The sequence below is a fragment of the Lacibacter sp. H375 genome (assembly GCF_037892425.1).
GTDB lineage: Bacteria > Bacteroidota > Bacteroidia > Chitinophagales > Chitinophagaceae > Lacibacter.
Genome location: NZ_JBBKTT010000002.1, coordinates 147,424 through 166,780 on the forward strand (window position 1 = coordinate 147,424; position 19,357 = coordinate 166,780).

Genomic DNA, 19,357 nt, shown 5'->3' on the forward strand with positions numbered 1-19,357 from the left:
TGAAAAGTAATCGTTTCTGGTCAAGATATAGCAAAAGATTGTTTCAAAAGTACACGTCACAAAGGAATGATGGATAGAAACAAACTTGTGAATGCTGAGATAAATGTTTCGGCAGCGTGGAGGTTAGTTTTGGTATTGCAAGCAAGCCATAGATTTTTTTAACCAAAACTGCTATATGATGAAATTTAAAAAAAACGATTGAGCCAATAAGGCCTTGTTCTTCTCCCGCCTTCGGTACATCCCGCAATGAACACAATCTTCATTGATGGTCATTGACGCTACTCCAAAAGCGGATGCTTTTATTTCCGGCACTGGATGCTTTTGCGTTATAAGGCCTTCGGGACTGGGATCGCTAACAGCAAAGCAAGAAAAATTTGCTACTGTAATCTATCGATGAAGCACCAGATATGATGTATTCTTCATCACCATTATTAACAATTAAAAGTTCTGTATGCTAAAAAAATCCATAAAAAAATGGTCATTACGCATTTCGCTAAAACTTTTGTGCATCCTTTCTTTGTTGCTTTGTTCCGCTTCTGCCTCGGCGCAGAATACAGTAGCAGGAACAGTGACGGATACAGCAAATAATCCGATCCCAAAAGCAACCGTGGTTGTAAAAGGTAAATCCAGGTCGGGTGTAACCACCAATGAAAAAGGAGAGTATAGGATCGTCGCTTCTGTTGCTGACATCTTAATATTCACTTCCTCGGGATTCCAGGCAGAAGAAATACGAGTAGGCCCATCATTAATTGTAAATGCCAGCATGAACCAGGCCACATCAATGATGAATGAGGTGGTGGTGGTTGGATATGGAACTACTGCAAGAAAAAATCTTACGACCTCCATTTCAAAAATTGATGCTAAATCTGTTCCGCAAGCTGCTAACAGTTCTGTAGCCCAACTTGTTTTTGGACGTGCTGCTGGCGTACAGGCTGTTCAGAGAAGCGCAGAGCCGGGGGGAAATATTAATATTTCAATTAGGGGAAGAGGCGCACCATTGGTGATAATTGATGGTGTGGTAACACCGTTTGCAGAACTTGAACCTGGAAACAGCGGAATTGCCAATGAATTGAATGGTGTAAGACGTGGCGGTTTTGCAGGACTTAATCCTGATGATATAGAATCAATCGAGTTTTTGAAAGACGCAAGTGCTGCTATTTATGGTGTCAATGCTTCCAATGGTGTCGTTTTAATCACAACAAAAAAAGGCAAATCAGGAAGGTTGTCCGTAAGCTATGATGGAAGCAGATCATTTGTAAAAAATAACAAATACCTGAAACCGTTGGATGCGGCTGATTACATGAATTATTATAATCAGTTGACGAAAGACAAATATTTGATTGATAAAAATCAAATGCCGTTTGGTTCAAATGCAGCTTCAGGGTTTATGCCAAAGTACAGTACAGCTGAAATTCAAAATGCAGGATCTGGCACAGACTGGCTTGGTCTTGTATTAAGAAATGGTTCAATTGATAATCACAACCTGAGTGTTAGTGGTGGAACTGAAAAGGCTGTATATTTTTTCTCTGCAAATTATTTTAATCAGGAAGGCACTATGCGCCAATCTGGCCTTAAAAGATATACAGGAAGAGTGAACCTGACTTTTCATCTGAATAAATTCCTGTCGCTCAATACAAATATTAGCGGATCAAAAGCCAGTTTTAAAAATTCTACAGCCGGCTGGCAAAATGGTGGTTCCGGCACACAGGGCTTTGGCGCATTACAGGCCGCAGTTGCATACCCCAGGAGTATTCCTTTGTATGATGCAAATGGTAAATACAGTGTTTTTCAAACAACCGGTAATCCGGTATCGTTATTAGACATCAGCGATAAAACAGATTATACATCGTTGAATGCCACGGCCTCGCTCGAAGTTAAAATTATTGGTAATGAACTGACTGGCAGGTTGCTATTTGGTAATAACAGTGAAAGTTCTGCAAGAGATTTTTTTGTCCCGTCCACTACTTTTTATTTTCAATTGAACAGGGCAAGAGCATCGCTTAATGAAGCAAAACGTGACATTACGACTGTGGAAGCAACACTTACTTACAAAAAAAAGTTGCTGGATAATAAATTGAATTTTGATGCTGTTACGGGTGTTGGACAGTATGGAAACAGTGGTTACGGATTTGGATCTGCCAGTGCTGATATGCTCGATGCAATTGGTACCTCCAATCTTTTTGCAGGATCAGGTGCTGTAACGGTAAGCTCGTATAAGTTTCTTACCAAAACACGTTCATACTTTGCCCGTGCAACTTTTGATTTACTCGATAAGTATGTGTTGCAGCTGATCTACCGCTACGATGGCTTCAATAACTTTTTTCCACAAAATAAATATGCACCGTTCCCATCTGCCTCTGTTGCCTGGAAAGTATCGAATGAGTCGTTCCTGAAAAATAATTCTTACGTGAGCCTGTTGAAACTCCGTGCAAGCATTGGCGTTACAGGTGACGCTTCAGGTTATGCATACGCAAATTATATTCCTGACAATTCATTGGTTTCTTTTAACAGTGGGAGCAGACAGATTATACCATATGCATTAGCATCGCTGGACCATCCTGAACTGCAGTGGCCAAAAACAATCAATAAAAATATCGGTCTTGATTTTGGATTGCTTAAAGACAGGATCAACGGTTCTTTCGACTGGTTCAGGGATGATATTACAAGGCTGATTACCAATGCAAGTACAGCGCCGCTTAGTTTTTTGGGAACACAGCCGGTAAACGGTGCCCACAGAGTAAGAACAGGTTGGGAAGTATCTCTCAGCACAGGTAACATTGATACGAAAGATTTTAAGTGGACAAGTAGTATCAATGTTTCTCATGTATTGTATAAACATGAAGAAAGATTTCCATTTGAGGTGATACCACAAGGTGGCCAGCTAAAAGATCCGGTGAATTCAATTTATGTTTTTCAAACAAGCGGCATTTTACAAATTGGAGAAGTTGCTCCTGCGTGGCAGCCGGCAAATGCACAAAAGCCGGGTGCTCCAAAGTTTGTGGATGTCAACGGTGATAAAAAACTTGATAAGGCTGATATTGTAAGATACAATGCTGATCCCAAATTTACCATTGGCTTTGGAAACAATATTAAATACAAACAATTTGATTTAGCTTTTTTATTCTACGGTCAAGTCGGTGCATGGGGATACAATAACCTGGTATCATGGGCAACACCTGCTGGTTTTATTTCAGGTAATCAAAGCGGTATTCAGGAGATAAAAAATGTTTGGTCAACCACTAACCCATCTGGTACTTTACCGGGTGTGGCATATGATGAATTTGCATTAGGACTGGCTGCAAGTGTTGATACAAGATTGGAAAAAACTGATTTTATTCGCTGCCGGAATATAACGCTCGGTTATACGTTCAACCAGTCTGTTGTTAATCGGTATTTTAATAACCTGCGATTGTATGCCGATGTGCAAAATCCATTTATAATTACCAACTATCGTATTGCAGATCCTGAAGTACAGGCTTTTGGTGTGAAAGGTGGCCCGGCTCCTTATCCAATGGCAACAACTTATTCACTTGGTATAAAAGCCAATTTCTAATTCTTTAAACCTGATAAAATGAAAAAGATAGTCTTACTCGGTACTTTTTTTTGCATACTGTTGAGCAGTTGCAAAAAAGGATTGGATGCTAAAATTTTCGGTTCTTTAAACCCGACCAATTTCCCAAAAACGGAAGCCGATTTTAAATTGCTTACAACAGGAGTTTATAAATTGTTTGGTTCAAAATGGGGTTACTATGGTGATGTTGGTGGAGTTTCAGGAAATCTTTTTTTTGGAGTTGAATATTCCAATATTTTTTTAAATGATTATCCAACCGACCTTATTGCTCATTTCCCTGAATGGGGTGGTTTTTTTGACGGGTTCAGCAAACCTGATTTCAATTTCATGAAAACCCTGGGCAGCGATAGAAATCATTTAGAGAAAATCCGCTTCATTACCAAGTACACTAAAATAATTGATGATATTGAAAAATCCGCCATCAATGAAGCGGTGAAAAAGCAGTTATCTGCTGAAGTAAAAGCAGCAAGAGGAATTATCATGTATTATTTATTGACAATGTACGGGCCGGTTCCTGTTATAACTGATGCTTCAAAAATTGGAACGGATGCAGAGAAAGATTTAACCAGACCCGCCAGAGTAAATTACGTTGGCATTATTGCAGGTGACCTACGATTTGCTGCAGATAATCTTCCGGTTAATCCTGAAGAGTATGGACGATTTAACAAAGGCTGTGCATTGACATTTTTGACAAGGCTATATCTTAACGAAAAGGAATGGCAGAAAGCCGAACAAGCTGCACGTGAAATTTTACCGCTGGGATATAATTTGGTAAATGATTATGCAAGTTTGTTTAAAACTGCTACGGAAAAAAATTCAGAAACGATCTGGGCTATTACATGTGACCCGACTGCCGATGGGAGTGAAAAACTTGGCAATATGAATGCCTGGTCATACTATTGTTTTCCTAACGATTTTCCGGGAAATATAACATCAGTTGGAGGAAGAAAAACCGGTGGATGGGCGTGGCCCGGTGCGTTCACGGCGACATGGTCATTTTATGATTCATTTGATCCATTAGATAAAAGAAGAACATTGTTGCTTGATCGTTATGATGCCGTAAACAGCAGTGGTTTTCCGGCAGGTTATTCGATTACACGTGCGGGTGGTATGCGTGGACCTGTTATTGCAAAATATCCTGATGATGATCCTGCGGCCTTTTCAGGAAACGATATACCCGTATGCCGATATGCAGACGTGAAATTAATGTTGGCGGAAGCAATCAATGAACAGGCAGGACCAAATGGCGAAGCGCAAAGTTTTGTAAATGATGTACGTCGTCGCGCTGGTATTGCCGATATCAGTGGTGCTGATATATCTTCAAAAGATGCATTCAGGGATGCAATTTTAAAGGAGCGGGCATGGGAATTTTATTTTGAAGGTCAAAGAAGAATTGATTTGGTGAGAATGGGTAAATGGAACCAACGACTGAACGCTGTTGGCAAACCTGCGGGTACAGCTGGTGGTCTTTTTCCGGTTCCTCAATATATGCGTGATCTGGGAATGGCACAAACGATCGGGTACTAAAAATCAAAATATTGCTTTTGCAAACATGGGAGTTGTCTTCTAAAGCAACTCCCGTTTTTTAAAACTTGAGATCACTTTTTTATGAATATGATTAAGTATTCTGGCAATAAAGCAACAAGCGGTTGAGTGCAGGATGCTGAGCCAATAGACAACGAGGTTCATGCGAGGCTGTCTCTTCGACTGCTTTGCTTGTAACGGTCATGCGCCGCCACTGATAAAGCATTTACGTTTAATTATTAATCAATCATTTTTAAAATGCAAAAGGTCATAATCTTCGTTTTTTTAATAAGCACATTTATTCATAACGGTTGCAGTAATTCATCAAAACAGTTAGCGCAAAACAAGTCTGCAGTGATGGGATCTCAGGTAATTGATAGTTTGTATCCATCTCCGGATTTAGTTATTTCTTATCATTCTGATTGGACCAGGGGACATTACCCGGAAATGATTAAAGAATTTAAAAAGCATCCCCTTGAGTTGGGGGATATTGTTTTTATTGGCAATAGTCTCACTGAACTTGGAGGTGAATGGGGCAAGCGTTTCACTAATCCTAAAGTAAAAAATCGTGGCATTGCCGGAGATGTTACAGATGGTGTCTTAATGAGATTAGGCGAACTGTATTTTTACAAGCCAACAGCAGTTTTTATACTGATCGGCATTAATGATATATTCAATGAATCTTTGAGCGATGAGTACATAGCCAATAACAATATTAAAATTGCTGCGGCAATTCATAAACAATCGCCGCGGACTAAACTGTTTATACAAACGATTCTGCCTACATCCCATCAGAGATTAATTTTAAAAATTAAAGCGGTAAATGATAAACTGAAGAGTAATGCTGGTTCTGAAACATATTCTTTGATTGACCTTCATTCGTTTTTTGCAGATGAAAACGATCTGATAAAAAAAGACTTGACAAATGATGGCGTTCATTTAACAGAAGAGGGATATAAGCTTTGGGTGAATGTTGTAGCAAGCTATGTAAACTAATTCAGGAAAGGATTTATATGCAGAAACTGTTAACAAATTGTGCCACGTAACCGCAACAAAAATGATTCTTATAAAATCAACAACTTCTATGGGTAAATTATGTTTTATAACTGCATTGTACATCTTTGCCATTGTTGCCTCAGGTGGTTGTCAGAAAAAGAAACCCATTGCCCCAACACCTGAAACACCTGTAATGCAAACAGATTTTGCTAAAGGGGCTGATGTTGGTTGGATCACTGAAATGGAAGCAGCAGGTAAAAAGTTTTACAATGCAGCAGGTGTGGAAACAGAAGGTATTGCATTGATGAAATCACTTGGCGTGAATACCATTCGTTTGCGTGTGTGGGTAAATCCAAGTCCGGCATGGAACAATGCAGCGGATGTTGTAGCAAAAGCAGTGCGTGCAAAAAATCTTGGCATGCGTGTAATGATCGATTTTCATTACAGTGATAATTGGGCCGATCCCGGTAAACAGACAAAGCCAGCTGCATGGTCTGCTATGAGTTTTACAGATATGAAAAATGCATTGGCGCAACATACAACTGATGTGTTGACACAATTAAAAACGGCAGGTGTAACACCGGAGTGGGTGCAGGTTGGTAACGAAACAAATAATGGCATGTTGTGGCCCGAAGGAAGAGCATCAACGAGTATGAGCAATTATGCACAATTGGTAACTGCAGGTTACGATGCCGTGAAAGCAGTTTTTGCTTCTGCAAAAGTGATCGTGCATGTATCAAATGGTTGGGATAACTCTTTGTTCCGCTGGAACATTGGCGGACTCATCAGTAACGGTGCAAAGTTTGATGTGATCGGTATGTCGTTATATCCTTCTTACGTTGCAGCGGGTTGGGCAAGTGCCAATCAACAATGTCTGAATAATATGAATGATATGGTTGCACTTTACAATAAAGAAGTGATGGTGGTGGAAGTTGGCATGCCGTGGGATAGTGCTACCGAATGTAAACTATTCATCACCGATCTGATTGCTAAAGTAAAATCAGTAACCAATAAGAAAGGCCTGGGTGTGTTGTACTGGGAGCCGCAAGCGTATGGCGGATGGAAAGGATATACACTTGGTGCTTTTGATAACAATGGTAAACCAACTGTTGCCATGGATGCATTTAAAAATTAGGGTTCCTTAAAAAAGATAATATGTGCCGTTACCAGCATCAGGAGACTGATATCATTTATTCATATCAGTAGTTTTTAAATAATTTCCTCCGTTTCTACGGAGGAAATTTTTAGCTATATCCGGTTAACAGCAATACTTTTACAAGGGTTAGAAAAGTAGTATTATGAAAACAGCTTATTTACCGAAGATCAATTTCGGATAAGCAGGAAAGAATATAGAATGAAACAGAAACAACTTGCATTTTTTGCAGCAACAATGCTTTTATGTATTTGCTCTTTTGCACAACGCAAACAGATCAACATCGATAACAACTGGAAATTTGCATTTGGTCATGCAGCAAATCCTGAAAAAGATTTCAACTACAGCATTAAAACCATCTTTTCGAAATCAGGTGGTGCTGCAGGCACAGCCATCGATGCACGGTTTAACGACAGTAGCTGGCGCACACTTAACCTGCCACATGATTGGGCTGTTGAATTACCTTTTGCTTATGTAGATAATTTTGATGTGGAGAGTCATGGTTACAAACCGGTGGGTGGATTATTTCCTGCAACAAGCATCGGTTGGTATCGTAAACAATTCAATGTTGCGAAAGCAGATTCTGGCCGTCGTTTTCAATTGCAATTTGATGGGATTTTTCGTGATGCCAATGTATGGATCAATGGATTTTATCTCGGCAATAACAAGAGTGGTTATGTAGGTGTGAATTATGATGTAACTGATTTTCTGAATTACGATCGTAACAATGTGATTGTTGTTCGTGTTGATGCAACACAATACGAAGGTTGGTTTTACGAAGGTGCCGGTATCTATCGCCATGTATGGCTCAACAGTTATCCCAACACGCATATAGCAACTGACGGCGTATTTGCATATGCAAACATCAATGGTAACAACGCAACACTCAACGTAGAAACAACAGTGGCTAATGAATATGCCGCTGCCGGGAATTATTCCATCAATACTTATTTAACTGACAGAGCTGGTGTAAAGATCGGTGCTGCAAAAGAAACAGCACTTGCAATCAATACAAATGAAGAGAAGACAATGAAACAGATCATTAATGTGGTTAATCCAACATTATGGTCATTAGAGAATCCTTATCTCTATCGTGTAGTAGTGGAGTTAAAACAAAATGGAGTGGTGGTGGATAGCAAGAAACTTCGTTTTGGTTTCCGAACCATTGAAATTAAACCCAACGGTGTTTTCTTAAACGGAAAGCATGTAAAGATATTTGGTACAAACAACCACCAGGATCATGCAGGTGTCGGAAGTGCATTGCCCGATTACCTGCAATATTATCGCATTGGTTTGTTGAAAGAATTTGGATCAAATGCATATCGTACGAGTCATAATGCGCCAACACCCGAGTTGCTGGATGCATGTGATAGTTTGGGTATGCTGGTAATGGATGAACAACGCTTGCTTAACAGTGGTGCAGAATACATGGATCAGTTTGAACGTTTGGTGAAACGGGACCGCAGCCGCACTTCTGTATTTATGTGGAGCATTGGTAACGAAGAGGGCTGGATCCATACAACATCACATGGAAAGCGGATTGCAGAAACGTTCATCAGTAAATTAAAACAACTCGATCCTACACGCACCAGCACGTATGCTGCTGATCTGGCGAATGTATATAAAGGCGTGAACGAAGTAATTCCTGTTCGCAGTTTCAACTACCGTCAATTTGCAGTTGCAGATTATCATAAAGATCATCCCAATCAACCAATTATCGGTACAGAGATGGGAAGCACTGTAACCACACGTGGTGAGTTAGTAAAAGATTCTATCCGTGGATACTTACCCGATCAGGATATTACTGCACCGTGGTGGGCAAGTCGTGCAGAAGAATGGTGGAAGTTAGCTGCTACGAATGATTACTGGCTCGGTGGTTTTATCTGGACAGGTTTTGATTATCGTGGTGAACCAACTCCATTCAAATGGCCGAATATCAATTCGCATTTTGGTATCATGGATGTGTGTGGCTTTCCAAAAAATATTTACTACTACTATCAAAGCTGGTGGACAGATAAAGATGTATTGCATATTTCTCCGCACTGGAATCATCGTAACGAGTGGGGACAACCGAAAAAACAAATTGATGTGTGGGTGAATAGCAATGCTGATGATGTTGAATTGTTCCTGAATGGAAAAAGTTTAGGCAAGAAAGACATGCCACGCAATGGTCACTTACAATGGAAAGTAGAATTTGAACCGGGTAAACTGGAAGCAGTTGCGTATAAAAAAGGAAGAAAGCTTACATCAAAAGTGGAAACAACGGGTGTGCCGGTTGAAGTGGTGTTGACGCCTTATAAAACAACGATGCTGGCTGATGGTAAAGATATAACGGTGATGAATGTCTCAGTTGTTGATCGTGAAGGTCGTGAAGTGCCGGTTGCTGATAATCTTATCAAATTCAAAATTGAAGGTGATGCAAAAATCATTGGTGTCGGCAATGGTGATCCCAGCAGTCACGAAGCAGATAAATGTGCTGATGGCGCATGGCAACGCAGTTTGTTTAATGGTAAATGCCAGGTGATTATTCAAGCTGGAACCAAGGCAGGCATTTTAAAAGTAGAAGCAAGTGCAAATAATTTATTTACCGGTTCAACCGATGTGATCACTGTTGATCCTGCAAAAGCAAGTGTTGTAACCATTGATGAAAAGTTTAAACTGAAAGGCGAAGCGGCGAAACCAAGAGCGGTTGATCAAATGATGGGTGCTGATATTTCTTTTTTACCTGAGCTGGAAGCAAGAGGAGTCAAATTCTCTGATAAAGGCGTAACAAAAGATGCAATTGAGATCATCAAAGACCATGGTATCAACTATGTGCGTTTACGCATCTTTCATGATCCTGCACAAGACAGCGGCTATTCACCAAAGAAAGGTTTTTGCGATCTTAATTATACCAAGCAAATGGCGAAGCGAGTAAAAGCGGCCGGTTTAAAACTGTTACTCGATTTTCATTACAGCGATTACTGGGCCGATCCCGGTAAGCAATATAAACCTGCTGCATGGAAAGGTCTTTCGTTTGAAGAGTTGAAGCAAGCCTTGTACGATTATACCAAGATGGTGATGGAGGAACTAAAAGCACAGGGCACAACACCTGATATGGTGCAGGTGGGCAATGAGATCAATCATGGTATTGTATGGCCCGATGGAAATGTGGCAAATATTGATCAGCTGGCACAATTACTTTGTGCAGGTACAGCTGCTGTAAAAGCGGTTGAACCAACAACACAAATGATGTTGCATGTTGCACTTGGCGGACAAAACAATGAATCTGTTTTCTTTATTGATAACATGCTTGCACGTGGTGTACATTTTGATGTCATCGGTCAGTCGTATTACCCTAAATGGCATGGCACATTAGCTGATCTTGAAAATAATCTGAATGATCTTGTTCGCCGTTATAACAAAGATGTGATTGTGGTAGAATATTCAGCGTTGAAAGAAGAAGTAAATAAAATTGCATTCAGTCTGCCAAATGGAAAAGGAAAGGGCACCTGTATTTGGGAGCCGCTCAGTACATGGGAACAGTTCTTCGATAGAGATGGTAAATCAAATAAGTATTTGCTGCTTTACGATGAAATGAGCAAGAAGTATCTGAAGAAATAATCGATGACTATTCACTTATTTGGCAAGTAAAAAATCTCTCCACCAATAGCCACTGTCTTTAATAGTGCGGAGCTGTGTGTTGAAATCAACATGTATTAAACCGAACCTTGCGTTAAAACCTTCATTCCATTCAAAGTTATCCATGAGTGTCCACGCTAAATAGCCTTGTATCTTAACGCCTTCCTGTTTGGCTTTATACACGGCAGTGAGGTATTGTTTGAAATATCCGATCCGTTCTGTATCATGAACAGAACCATTCTTCAGTGTGTCTTTAAAACATGCTCCGTTCTCGGTAACAATAATTGATTTTACGCTGCCATAGTTCCAGTAACGTTTCAATAAACGATAAAATGAATCAGGATTCATTTCCCAGCCCAGTGATGTATGTGGTGCTTTTCTTGTTTTGGCAGGCACTTCACTTGCCTGTATGTATGGAATAAGTGAATTGTGTTTTACTGTTACAGAGAAATAATTCTGCAAACCAATAAAATCAAAATCGAACTGCATCCGTTCAGTATATCGCCACGCTTTTGTTTTAAGATGCAGCTTATCGATCAACGGAAAATCTTCGTTTGGATAATTCCGTCCAAGCGTTGGTTCAATGAATAAACGGTTGAGTAAAATATCCAAACGTTTAGCTGCTTCTGTATCTTCTCTTTTAGTTGTGAACGGCACAACTTCGCTGCACGAAAAGCTTGTTCCGATGACAGCATCCCGAACACGTTTACGCAAAATCCTTCCACCTTCAGCCTGGGCAAGTACCGCATTATGAATCGCAGGAAAAAAATGTTCCAAGCCTGTTTTGCCTGGTGCATGTTTGCCAAGCATATATCCAAGTGAAGTAAAACCCATTGGTTCGTTAAGGACGATCCAGTGCTTTACTTTGTCTCCGAATTCTTCTGCACAGAATGTTGCATAACGTGTAAACCATTTCTGCATGTGCACGCTTGTCCAGCCGCCTTCTTTTTGTAATGCTTGTGGAAGATCCCAATGATAAAGTGTTGCGAATGGCGTTAAACCTAATTGCAAACATTCATCGATCATACGATGATAGAAAGCAACACCTTCTTTATTTACTTTACCTGTCCCTTCAGGAAAAATGCGGCTCCAGGAAAATGAAAAGCGGAATACATTAAAGCCAAGTGCTTTTACAAGCAGGAGATCATCTTTATAACGATGATAAAAATCGCAATTCTCTGTTGGCTTGGCGCTGCCTTTTATCTTTCCTTGTCGTCGTGCAAATACATCCCAGATAGAAGGACCACGTCCATCGACATTCCATGCACCTTCATTTTGTGCAGCCGCAATAGCCACACCCCATAGAAAATCTTTTCCAAACGAAGAGGAGGAGGGTAAGTGCAAAAATTGATTTTTACAAAGCTGTGGTTTGTAGGTGAACTGAATGTTAACAAATGAAGTTTACCAAAACCCCTGCAAGTTTTCTACTTCGGTTCATTGTCCTTTATTGATTCCCATGCTGCATCTGCTCTTTTAATATAGTTCTCAGTATCTTTCTTCCACAGTTCACTTACTTCCTTATTATAGTTGAGATAGAGTTTACCGTTCACAATACTCCATGCATCAGGATCTGATTTTACTTTGTAACCACGTGAACAGCCGTAGGCACAATGCCCGCCATATTGTGGAGCATATTTTTCGGGATTGGCTTTAAACAACGAGGCATGTTCACTTGTGGAAAAAAGCCATTTGGCCTCTTTCCAGGTTACAGTATGTTCATCATTCCCTTTTACCGGTTTACTCTGGGTAAAGTAAGCAACCACATCATAGCCATTCACAGCAATATTGTTTTTTGTGAATATCTGTTTTTGCTGTGCATTCATCTGTGCAGTCGAAAAGATCGTAAGTAGTGTAAACAGAACTAGTTTTTTCATCTTTAAGAATTTGAACAAAGCTAAAAGATGAGGAGTGTGCAAAAGGTCGTGCAGCTTACAACAAATCCGTTAAACAATTTTAACGCTGATTTCTGTAGCAATGTCAGTATCAGGACAAATCGGGTTTCTACTTGCATTTAGTTTTGTTTTACGTTAATACGGTTATTATGAAATGGACATCTGTCATCTTAGTTGCATTTATCAGTACTTCTGTATCAGCACAGGAAGTAAAAGAATTGCCACGCACCAATCGCTTTGCAGATTTTACTGCAACCATCGGAGCATCGCAACAAACACTCGCCGCTTCCTATGTATATAATTGGCGTGTGGGAGAGAAAAGAAAATTTGAATTGGGACTTGGCGTACGCAACACCGCATATTTTGGTGTGAAAAAAGATTTCTGGACAGCACCTGCTGATGTGGCACGTGGATCAAGTGTGCCATTCATTGTTGTGGTATCAGAACAAAAAACAGAGAACTGGGATACGCTCACTGTACAACGTCCGCTCACCAACTCATTGAACCTGTCTGCAAATTTTGGTTATCATATCAGCAGGAAATTATATGCAGGTTTTAATATTGATCTCATCGGTTTTACAGTAGGAAGAACCGGCAGCGCTATTTTCATCAGCAACGGAGCAACAACAACTGAACCTGAAGCAAAGCCTGTTCCTTTTAATCTCTTACTCACCGGTGATCTTGATCTTGGTTCGCTTAATTCAGAATTCTTCCTCTACTATCATTTAAACAAGCGCTGGAGTGTGAAAGGCGTTTATCAATTCATGTTTGTTGAATACAAAACAACCAATGTAAAACAAACAGTTCCAGAAGATGTTGATCGTTTCCGCAACAAAGCGAACAACGGCGGCATTGGTGTTGCATATCATTTTTAAAACGATCAATATGAAATACATTTTTGTTCTTGGAATTACTGCCTTACTTTTTGTAAGTTGTAAAAAAGAAGCGTCTACAACACCGGGTACAGATCCCGTTGATTCGGTGAATCAAACTGTACTGTATATGGGAAGTTTTGTAAATGGTCCTTGGGGTGCTGTCAGCGGACAGGCAAGAGTACTTCGTGCATCAAACGGTACTTTAAGCTTAGCGCTTGTGAATGTAAATATTTCGAATGGCCCGGATCTGTATGTATATCTTTCAAAAGAAATACAACCAATCAACTTTATAAGTTTGGGAAAACTCCGTTCAACAAGTGGCAACCAGGTATATGCAATTCCGGGAACACCTGATTTTGCACAATACAAATATGCGTTGATCCATTGCCAGCAGTATAACCATTTGTTTGGTAGTGCAACATTAGTACAGTAGTAGCTCCAGCAATCAGAAGACGAGTATAAACGAACTTCCTTCGCCTTCTTTACTTTGTACACGGATATTGCCTTTGTGTAACAGCATGATCTGTTTGCAAAGACTGAGGCCAATGCCGCTTCCGTTTTTTCTTGTGCTGAAGAACGGGATAAAGATCTTATCTAAAATTTCAGCAGACATACCGCTGCCGTTATCTGATACTTTGATCACTGTTTTACCAGCTGTGGTTGTGCTGGCAGTGAGTATGATCTGTGGATCAGGTTTATCTTTTACTGCTTCAATTGCATTTACGAGTAAGTTGATCAATACCTGTTCCAGCAAATTAATATCTGCAACTAATGTTACGGCAGGATCTTTCAGGATAATATCCAGTTCGATCTGTTTCTGCTCAAGTGTTGGCTGCATTAACTGGTTCAGGTTTTCAAAGAGATCACGTACCAGTATTTTTTTGCTGTTGAGCGTTGTGATCTTATTCAGGTTCCTATAGGTTTCAGCAAACTTCAATAAACCTTCGCTCCGGCGTTGAATTGTTTCAATACCAAGCGCAAGATCATCAACCGAGCCTTCTTTATTTTGCAAGTGCTCCACACTCTGATGTAGCCTGTTCTTTAATGTTTCTGCCAACGACGAAATAGGCGCAACAGAATTCATGATCTCATGCGTCATTACACTTAAAAGCTTGCGCCATGCTTCTGCTTCATTTTCATCTAATGCTTCGTTTACGTTTTGGAAGGCGATGAGCTTAAACGTTTGGTCATCCGTTTGAAAAGCAGTGGCCGACAGTAATACTTTAAAACTTGTTTTATCGTTGGTCGCAGTTGCAAGTTTGCTTTCGCCGGTCTTGATATTGATGGCTTCTTTATACAATCCTTCGTCTCTTTTCTCCAGTGAGTGAATCGTTTTTAAATAAGGGATGCCCATCATCCGTTTGAACGATTCATTCATCCATACAATTTCACCTGTATCGGTTTTATAGGAAATGATACCGGTATCAACCAGCTCAAGTATTTTTTGTAAGTAAACATATTGCGTCTCTTTCTCCCGGCTGATCACTTTAAACGTGGAGTTGATCTCATTAAATCCTTCACGCAATGGTTGCAATTCAGCAGGAGCATGTTTTACATTAAAGTGCCTCGAGAAATCTCTGTAGTGAATTGATTCAGCAAATTCTTTTACTTCGTTCTGTGCTTTGTTGAGTAATTGATAAAGATCATAAAACTGGTAACCAAGTATGGGTAAAAGAAATCCGGCATATAAGAAGTATTCTTTCACCAACAGCCATGCAGCAGCAAATAGTATTGCAAACAGCAATATTAATCTTATCAATAAACGCCACTCATATCTTTTAAACATAATCTTTAATACTCTTTATCCTGTTACAAGTTCCCCTTTACAGTCGGAAGGACTTTTTAAATATCATACTTCGTCAATCTCCTGTACAACGCTGTTCTTGTTAAACCAAGTTCTTTTGCTGCTTTTGTAATATTACCATTATGCTTTTCAATAACACGGAGAATCGTATTCTTCTCCATGCTGCTCAGTTTAAGATCCTGTTCTTCTTCTTCAGCCTGCATACGTGCAGTTTCGATTGGCGAAAAAATAAGATCACTTGCGGAGAGTGTATCACCTTCTGTCATGATCACTGCACGTTCAATACTGTATTGCAGTTCACGCACATTGCCGGGAAAAGGATGCTCTACCAATTTATCAATTGCTTTTTTATCCAACTGGATATTTGGCTTGATGTATTTTTCAGCATACACCGTTACATAATGCTGTGCCAGTAATGGAATATCTTCTTTGCGTTTACGCAGTGGCGGTAATGTAATTTCAACGGTATTGATACGATACACGAGATCTTTACGAAAACGATTTTCATTGGCCAGTTCAGCTAAAGGAAGATTGGTTGCACAGATCAAACGAATGTCAACAGGAATCGGTTCATTACTTCCCAGCTTAATAATCTGCCTGTTTTGCAATGCCGATAATAATTTTGCCTGTTGCTGCAAACTTATATTGCCAATCTCATCTAAAAACAAAGTACCGCCATTGGCAGCTTCAAACCGGCCAATACGTTCTTCCCTCGCATCAGTAAATGCACCTTTCTTATGACCGAATAATTCGCTTTCAAATAATGTTTCCGTTAAAGCACCGGCATCAACTTTTATAAAAGGTTTGTTTGCCCGTAATGATTGCTGATGTATTGCATATGCGACAAGATCTTTACCTGTGCCATTCTCTCCAAGTATTAAAACGTTCGCATCGGTGGGTGCAATTTTTTCGATCTTCACAAAAATATCTTTCATCGCAGCACTTTCACCCACCATCGTTTTACCGGCAGAGGTCGAGGAAACAAGATGGCCTGAAGTTTTGTCTGCACCTTTTTTATTTAATGCTTCACGAATAGTGGTGATAAGTTTTTCGTTGTGCCAGGGCTTTATCACAAAATCGGCAGCTCCTTCTTTTAATGATCGGACAGCAAGATCGATATCGCCATATGCCGTGATCATGATTACAGCAGGTTGTTGTGTTTGCTCTTTAATTTTTTTTAGCCAATAAATTCCTTCGTTGCCGGTATGAATGGTACTGTTGAAATTCATGTCCAGAAGTATCAGATCAAAGCTTTGTTTGGCCAACAGGTGACGGATGTTTTCCGGATTCTTTTCAGTCACTACTTCCTTTGCTTCAGTTTTCAACAGCAATCGCACAGCTGTGAGAACATCCGTATCATCATCAATGATCAGTATGCGGGAATTTTTTAAATTCATTCTTTTATGTTCGATCGTACTGTTTGTATTCATGGCAGTACGTTCACCACCACAAGTTTACCATATTCGTAAAGTATTGACAACTAATTCTCAACAAAAATCCCAACCAAAGGAAACTGTATCAAAACCGTACACCTGTTGTATCGAAACCGTACACTTTTAATTTAAAGGAGAGAGTACTGTCATGATAACCAATGTATTAGCCCGTTGGCACGGTGTTATGGGTAATCTGCGTGTTCTCAATTGATTTCTTTGGTTTCAAAAGTTACCCTGCTGTAACATCGGGGTAACTTTCAACGTCAAGAGAACAGATTTTAAAAAGGAAATTATTTTACATGGACAGAGTTATTGAAAAGAAGAAATGGAACACGAAACGCATTCTAACGATTGCAGGTATTACAGCTATAGTTGCGTTGATTGCTGCCAGTGTATATTTCACTTCGGGCAAATCGAAGTTGAATGTAGATACTGAACGCATTACCATTGGCGAAATTAAAACTGCAGCCTTTCATGAGTTTATTACATTAAATGGAGTGGTATTGCCTGAAAGCACTATTTATCTTGATGCAATGGAAGGTGGAAGGGTAGAAGAGAAATTTGTAGAGGATGGAGCCATGATGACGAAAGGCCAGCCTATTCTTCGTTTATCAAATACAGATCTTGAATTACAACTTGCCAACCAGGAAACACAGGTGTTTAACGTGTTAACACAAATGCAGATCAGTAAAAATAATGCTGAGCAAAACTCCATTAACCGCCAGAACCAGGATGCTGAAGTTGATAACGCATTGAAAGAAGCTGAACGTGTATATATTCTCAATAAGAAATTGCATGAACAAAAAGTAATTGGCTTGCAGGAATTTCAAAGCAGTAAGAATTTATACGATTACCAGTTACGCCGTAAAAAATTAACGGAGCAAATCATGAAAACTGATGCAACAAGTATGAAGCAGCAGGTTGATCAAATGGGTGAAAGTTATCAGCAGATGAAACGCACACTTGCATTGATGCGTAAAAAAGTTGGTGACTTAATTGTGCGTGCACCTGTTGATGGACAATTAACATCGCTTGATGCAGAAATTGGTGAGAACAAAAATAAAGGGCAACGTCTTGGACAGATCGATGTGATGAGTGGCTACAAGCTTCGGGTTGATGTTGATGAACATTATATCAGCCGGGTGTTTGCAGGGCTGCTTGGTAATTGTGATGTGGCAGGTAAAACGTATCAACTGAAAATTAAAAAAGTATATACACAGGTTACCAATGGCCGTTTCCAGGTTGATATGGAATTTGCTGATAAAGTACCGGAAGGTATCCGTCGTGGACAAACATTACAAGTGCGTTTGGCTTTGAGTGAAGAAACACAGGCCATTCTTTTACCGAAAGGAGGTTTCTACCAACAGACAGGTGGCAACTGGATATTTAAGTTGAATGAAAACGGAACAGTTGCTTACAAAGTAGATATTCAACTTGGTCGCCAAAACCCTGATTACTACGAAGTGTTGAGTGGATTAAAACCTGGCGATAAAGTGGTAACCAGCAGCTATGAGAACTATGGTAACATGCAGGAATTAATTTTAAAGAAGTAAATCATGAAAAAGGAATTCATTTTGTTGATGGCTTTTGTATTGATCTGTTTGCTTGGCGCAACATCTGTTGCTGTGAGCAACAACCGTACATGCAGCCTTGATAAAAAAGAAGTAAAACAAGCGCCAACAAACGATTTTCTGTTGCATGGCCCGTTAAACTATTTCCAATTATAAAAAATCACATCAATGATAAAGATCACCAATCTCGAAAAATTCTATCGTACAGAAGAAGTTGAAACTGTTGCGTTGAACAAACTGTCAATGGAAGTGAAAGAAGGAGAGTTTGTTGCTGTAATGGGTCCAAGTGGTTGCGGCAAATCAACCTTGTTGAATATTCTTGGTTTGCTCGACGATCCTGATGGCGGCAGTTTCCTCTTTAATGGTATTGAAGTGGCAGGTTTTAACGAACGTAAACGGGCCGATCTGCGTAAACGCAATATTGGTTTCGTGTTCCAGAGCTTTAACCTCATTGATGAGTTAACTGTGTACGAGAACGTTGAGTTACCGTTGATCTATTGCAATATAAAAGCTGATGAGCGCAAGAAAAAAGTAGAAGAAGTGCTAGACAAAATGCAGATCATGCATCGTCGTAACCACTACCCGCAACAGCTAAGTGGTGGCCAGCAACAGCGTGTGGCAGTTGCCCGTGCGGTGGTGAACAATCCTAAACTTATTCTTGCAGATGAGCCAACGGGTAATCTTGATTCATCAAATGGTAATGAAGTAATGCAATTGCTTACTGATCTGAATGAGCAGGGTACAACCATCATCATGGTAACGCACAGTGAGCATGATGCAAAATACAGTCATCGTATTATCCGTATGCTCGATGGGCATTCGGTTACAGAAAATATATTGGTATAAACAGATTGACGCCGTCAATTAACCATTAACCATAATCATTTAGCTCTCTTTGCCAACCATTAAACCTTGTT

14 protein-coding genes are annotated in these 19,357 nt (G+C 39.9%); 10 read left to right on the forward strand and 4 right to left on the reverse strand.

Annotation, left to right across the window (positions count from 1 at the left end; translation table 11 throughout):
* The first annotated feature begins 451 nt into the window (after positions 1-451).
* The 5 genes from WG954_RS21160 (at position 452) to galA (ending at position 10,847) form a co-directional block, all read left to right on the forward strand.
* Positions 452-3,553: a SusC/RagA family TonB-linked outer membrane protein gene (locus WG954_RS21160; protein ID WP_340439091.1), complete on the forward strand. Its 3,102-nt coding sequence runs from the start codon at positions 452-454 to the stop codon at positions 3,551-3,553.
* Between the two features lie 18 nt (positions 3,554-3,571).
* Positions 3,572-5,098 (forward strand): RagB/SusD family nutrient uptake outer membrane protein, encoded by a 1,527-nt coding sequence (locus WG954_RS21165; protein WP_340439092.1) that lies wholly within the window; start codon positions 3,572-3,574, stop codon positions 5,096-5,098.
* Between the two features lie 255 nt (positions 5,099-5,353).
* Positions 5,354-6,091, forward strand: a complete 738-nt coding sequence (locus WG954_RS21170; RefSeq protein WP_340439093.1) for a GDSL-type esterase/lipase family protein — start codon at positions 5,354-5,356, stop codon at positions 6,089-6,091.
* Positions 6,092-6,179: 88 nt separating this feature from the next.
* Positions 6,180-7,226 (forward strand): glycoside hydrolase family 53 protein, encoded by a 1,047-nt coding sequence (locus WG954_RS21175; protein ID WP_340439095.1) that lies wholly within the window; start codon positions 6,180-6,182, stop codon positions 7,224-7,226.
* 219 nt (positions 7,227-7,445) lie between these two features.
* Positions 7,446-10,847: a beta-galactosidase GalA gene (gene galA / locus WG954_RS21180; RefSeq protein ID WP_340439096.1), complete on the forward strand. Its 3,402-nt coding sequence runs from the start codon at positions 7,446-7,448 to the stop codon at positions 10,845-10,847.
* Between the two features lie 15 nt (positions 10,848-10,862).
* On the opposite strand, the gene WG954_RS21185 is transcribed toward galA, so the two are convergent.
* Together WG954_RS21185 and WG954_RS21190 are read right to left on the reverse strand one after the other, a co-directional pair.
* Entirely contained in the window at positions 10,863-12,209 is a 1,347-nt protein-coding gene (locus WG954_RS21185; protein WP_340439098.1) for a GH1 family beta-glucosidase, read from the reverse strand.
* 80 nt (positions 12,210-12,289) lie between these two features.
* On the reverse strand, positions 12,290-12,739 hold the full coding sequence (locus tag WG954_RS21190) for a YHS domain-containing (seleno)protein (RefSeq protein ID WP_340439099.1): 450 nt from the start codon (positions 12,737-12,739) through the stop codon (positions 12,290-12,292).
* A 167-nt stretch (positions 12,740-12,906) separates the two neighbouring features.
* Here WG954_RS21190 and WG954_RS21195 point away from each other — a divergent pair, with 167 nt between their 5' ends.
* Positions 12,907-13,632: a hypothetical protein gene (locus tag WG954_RS21195; protein ID WP_340439101.1), complete on the forward strand. Its 726-nt coding sequence runs from the start codon at positions 12,907-12,909 to the stop codon at positions 13,630-13,632.
* Between the two features lie 10 nt (positions 13,633-13,642).
* On the forward strand, positions 13,643-14,065 hold the full coding sequence (locus WG954_RS21200; RefSeq protein WP_324228353.1) for a DM13 domain-containing protein: 423 nt from the start codon (positions 13,643-13,645) through the stop codon (positions 14,063-14,065).
* Between the two features lie 12 nt (positions 14,066-14,077).
* On the opposite strand, the gene WG954_RS21205 is transcribed toward WG954_RS21200, so the two are convergent.
* Positions 14,078-15,418, reverse strand: a complete 1,341-nt coding sequence (locus tag WG954_RS21205) for a sensor histidine kinase (RefSeq protein WP_340439104.1) — start codon at positions 15,416-15,418, stop codon at positions 14,078-14,080.
* Between the two features lie 56 nt (positions 15,419-15,474).
* Entirely contained in the window at positions 15,475-16,866 is a 1,392-nt protein-coding gene (locus tag WG954_RS21210) for a sigma-54-dependent transcriptional regulator (protein WP_340439105.1), read from the reverse strand.
* A gap of 302 nt (positions 16,867-17,168) precedes the next feature.
* Between WG954_RS21210 and WG954_RS21215 the strand changes: the two genes are divergently transcribed.
* Genes WG954_RS21215 through WG954_RS21225 form a run of 3 tightly spaced genes read left to right on the forward strand, consistent with a single transcriptional unit; the run spans position 17,169 to position 19,286 of the window.
* Entirely contained in the window at positions 17,169-18,422 is a 1,254-nt protein-coding gene (locus tag WG954_RS21215) for an efflux RND transporter periplasmic adaptor subunit (RefSeq protein WP_340439107.1), read from the forward strand.
* Between the two features lie 3 nt (positions 18,423-18,425).
* The gene (locus WG954_RS21220; RefSeq protein WP_340439108.1) at positions 18,426-18,596 is read left to right on the forward strand and encodes a hypothetical protein; all 171 of its coding nucleotides are present in this window, start codon (positions 18,426-18,428) and stop codon (positions 18,594-18,596) included.
* A gap of 12 nt (positions 18,597-18,608) precedes the next feature.
* On the forward strand, positions 18,609-19,286 hold the full coding sequence (locus WG954_RS21225; RefSeq protein WP_182801700.1) for an ABC transporter ATP-binding protein: 678 nt from the start codon (positions 18,609-18,611) through the stop codon (positions 19,284-19,286).
* Positions 19,287-19,357 lie beyond the last annotated feature (71 nt).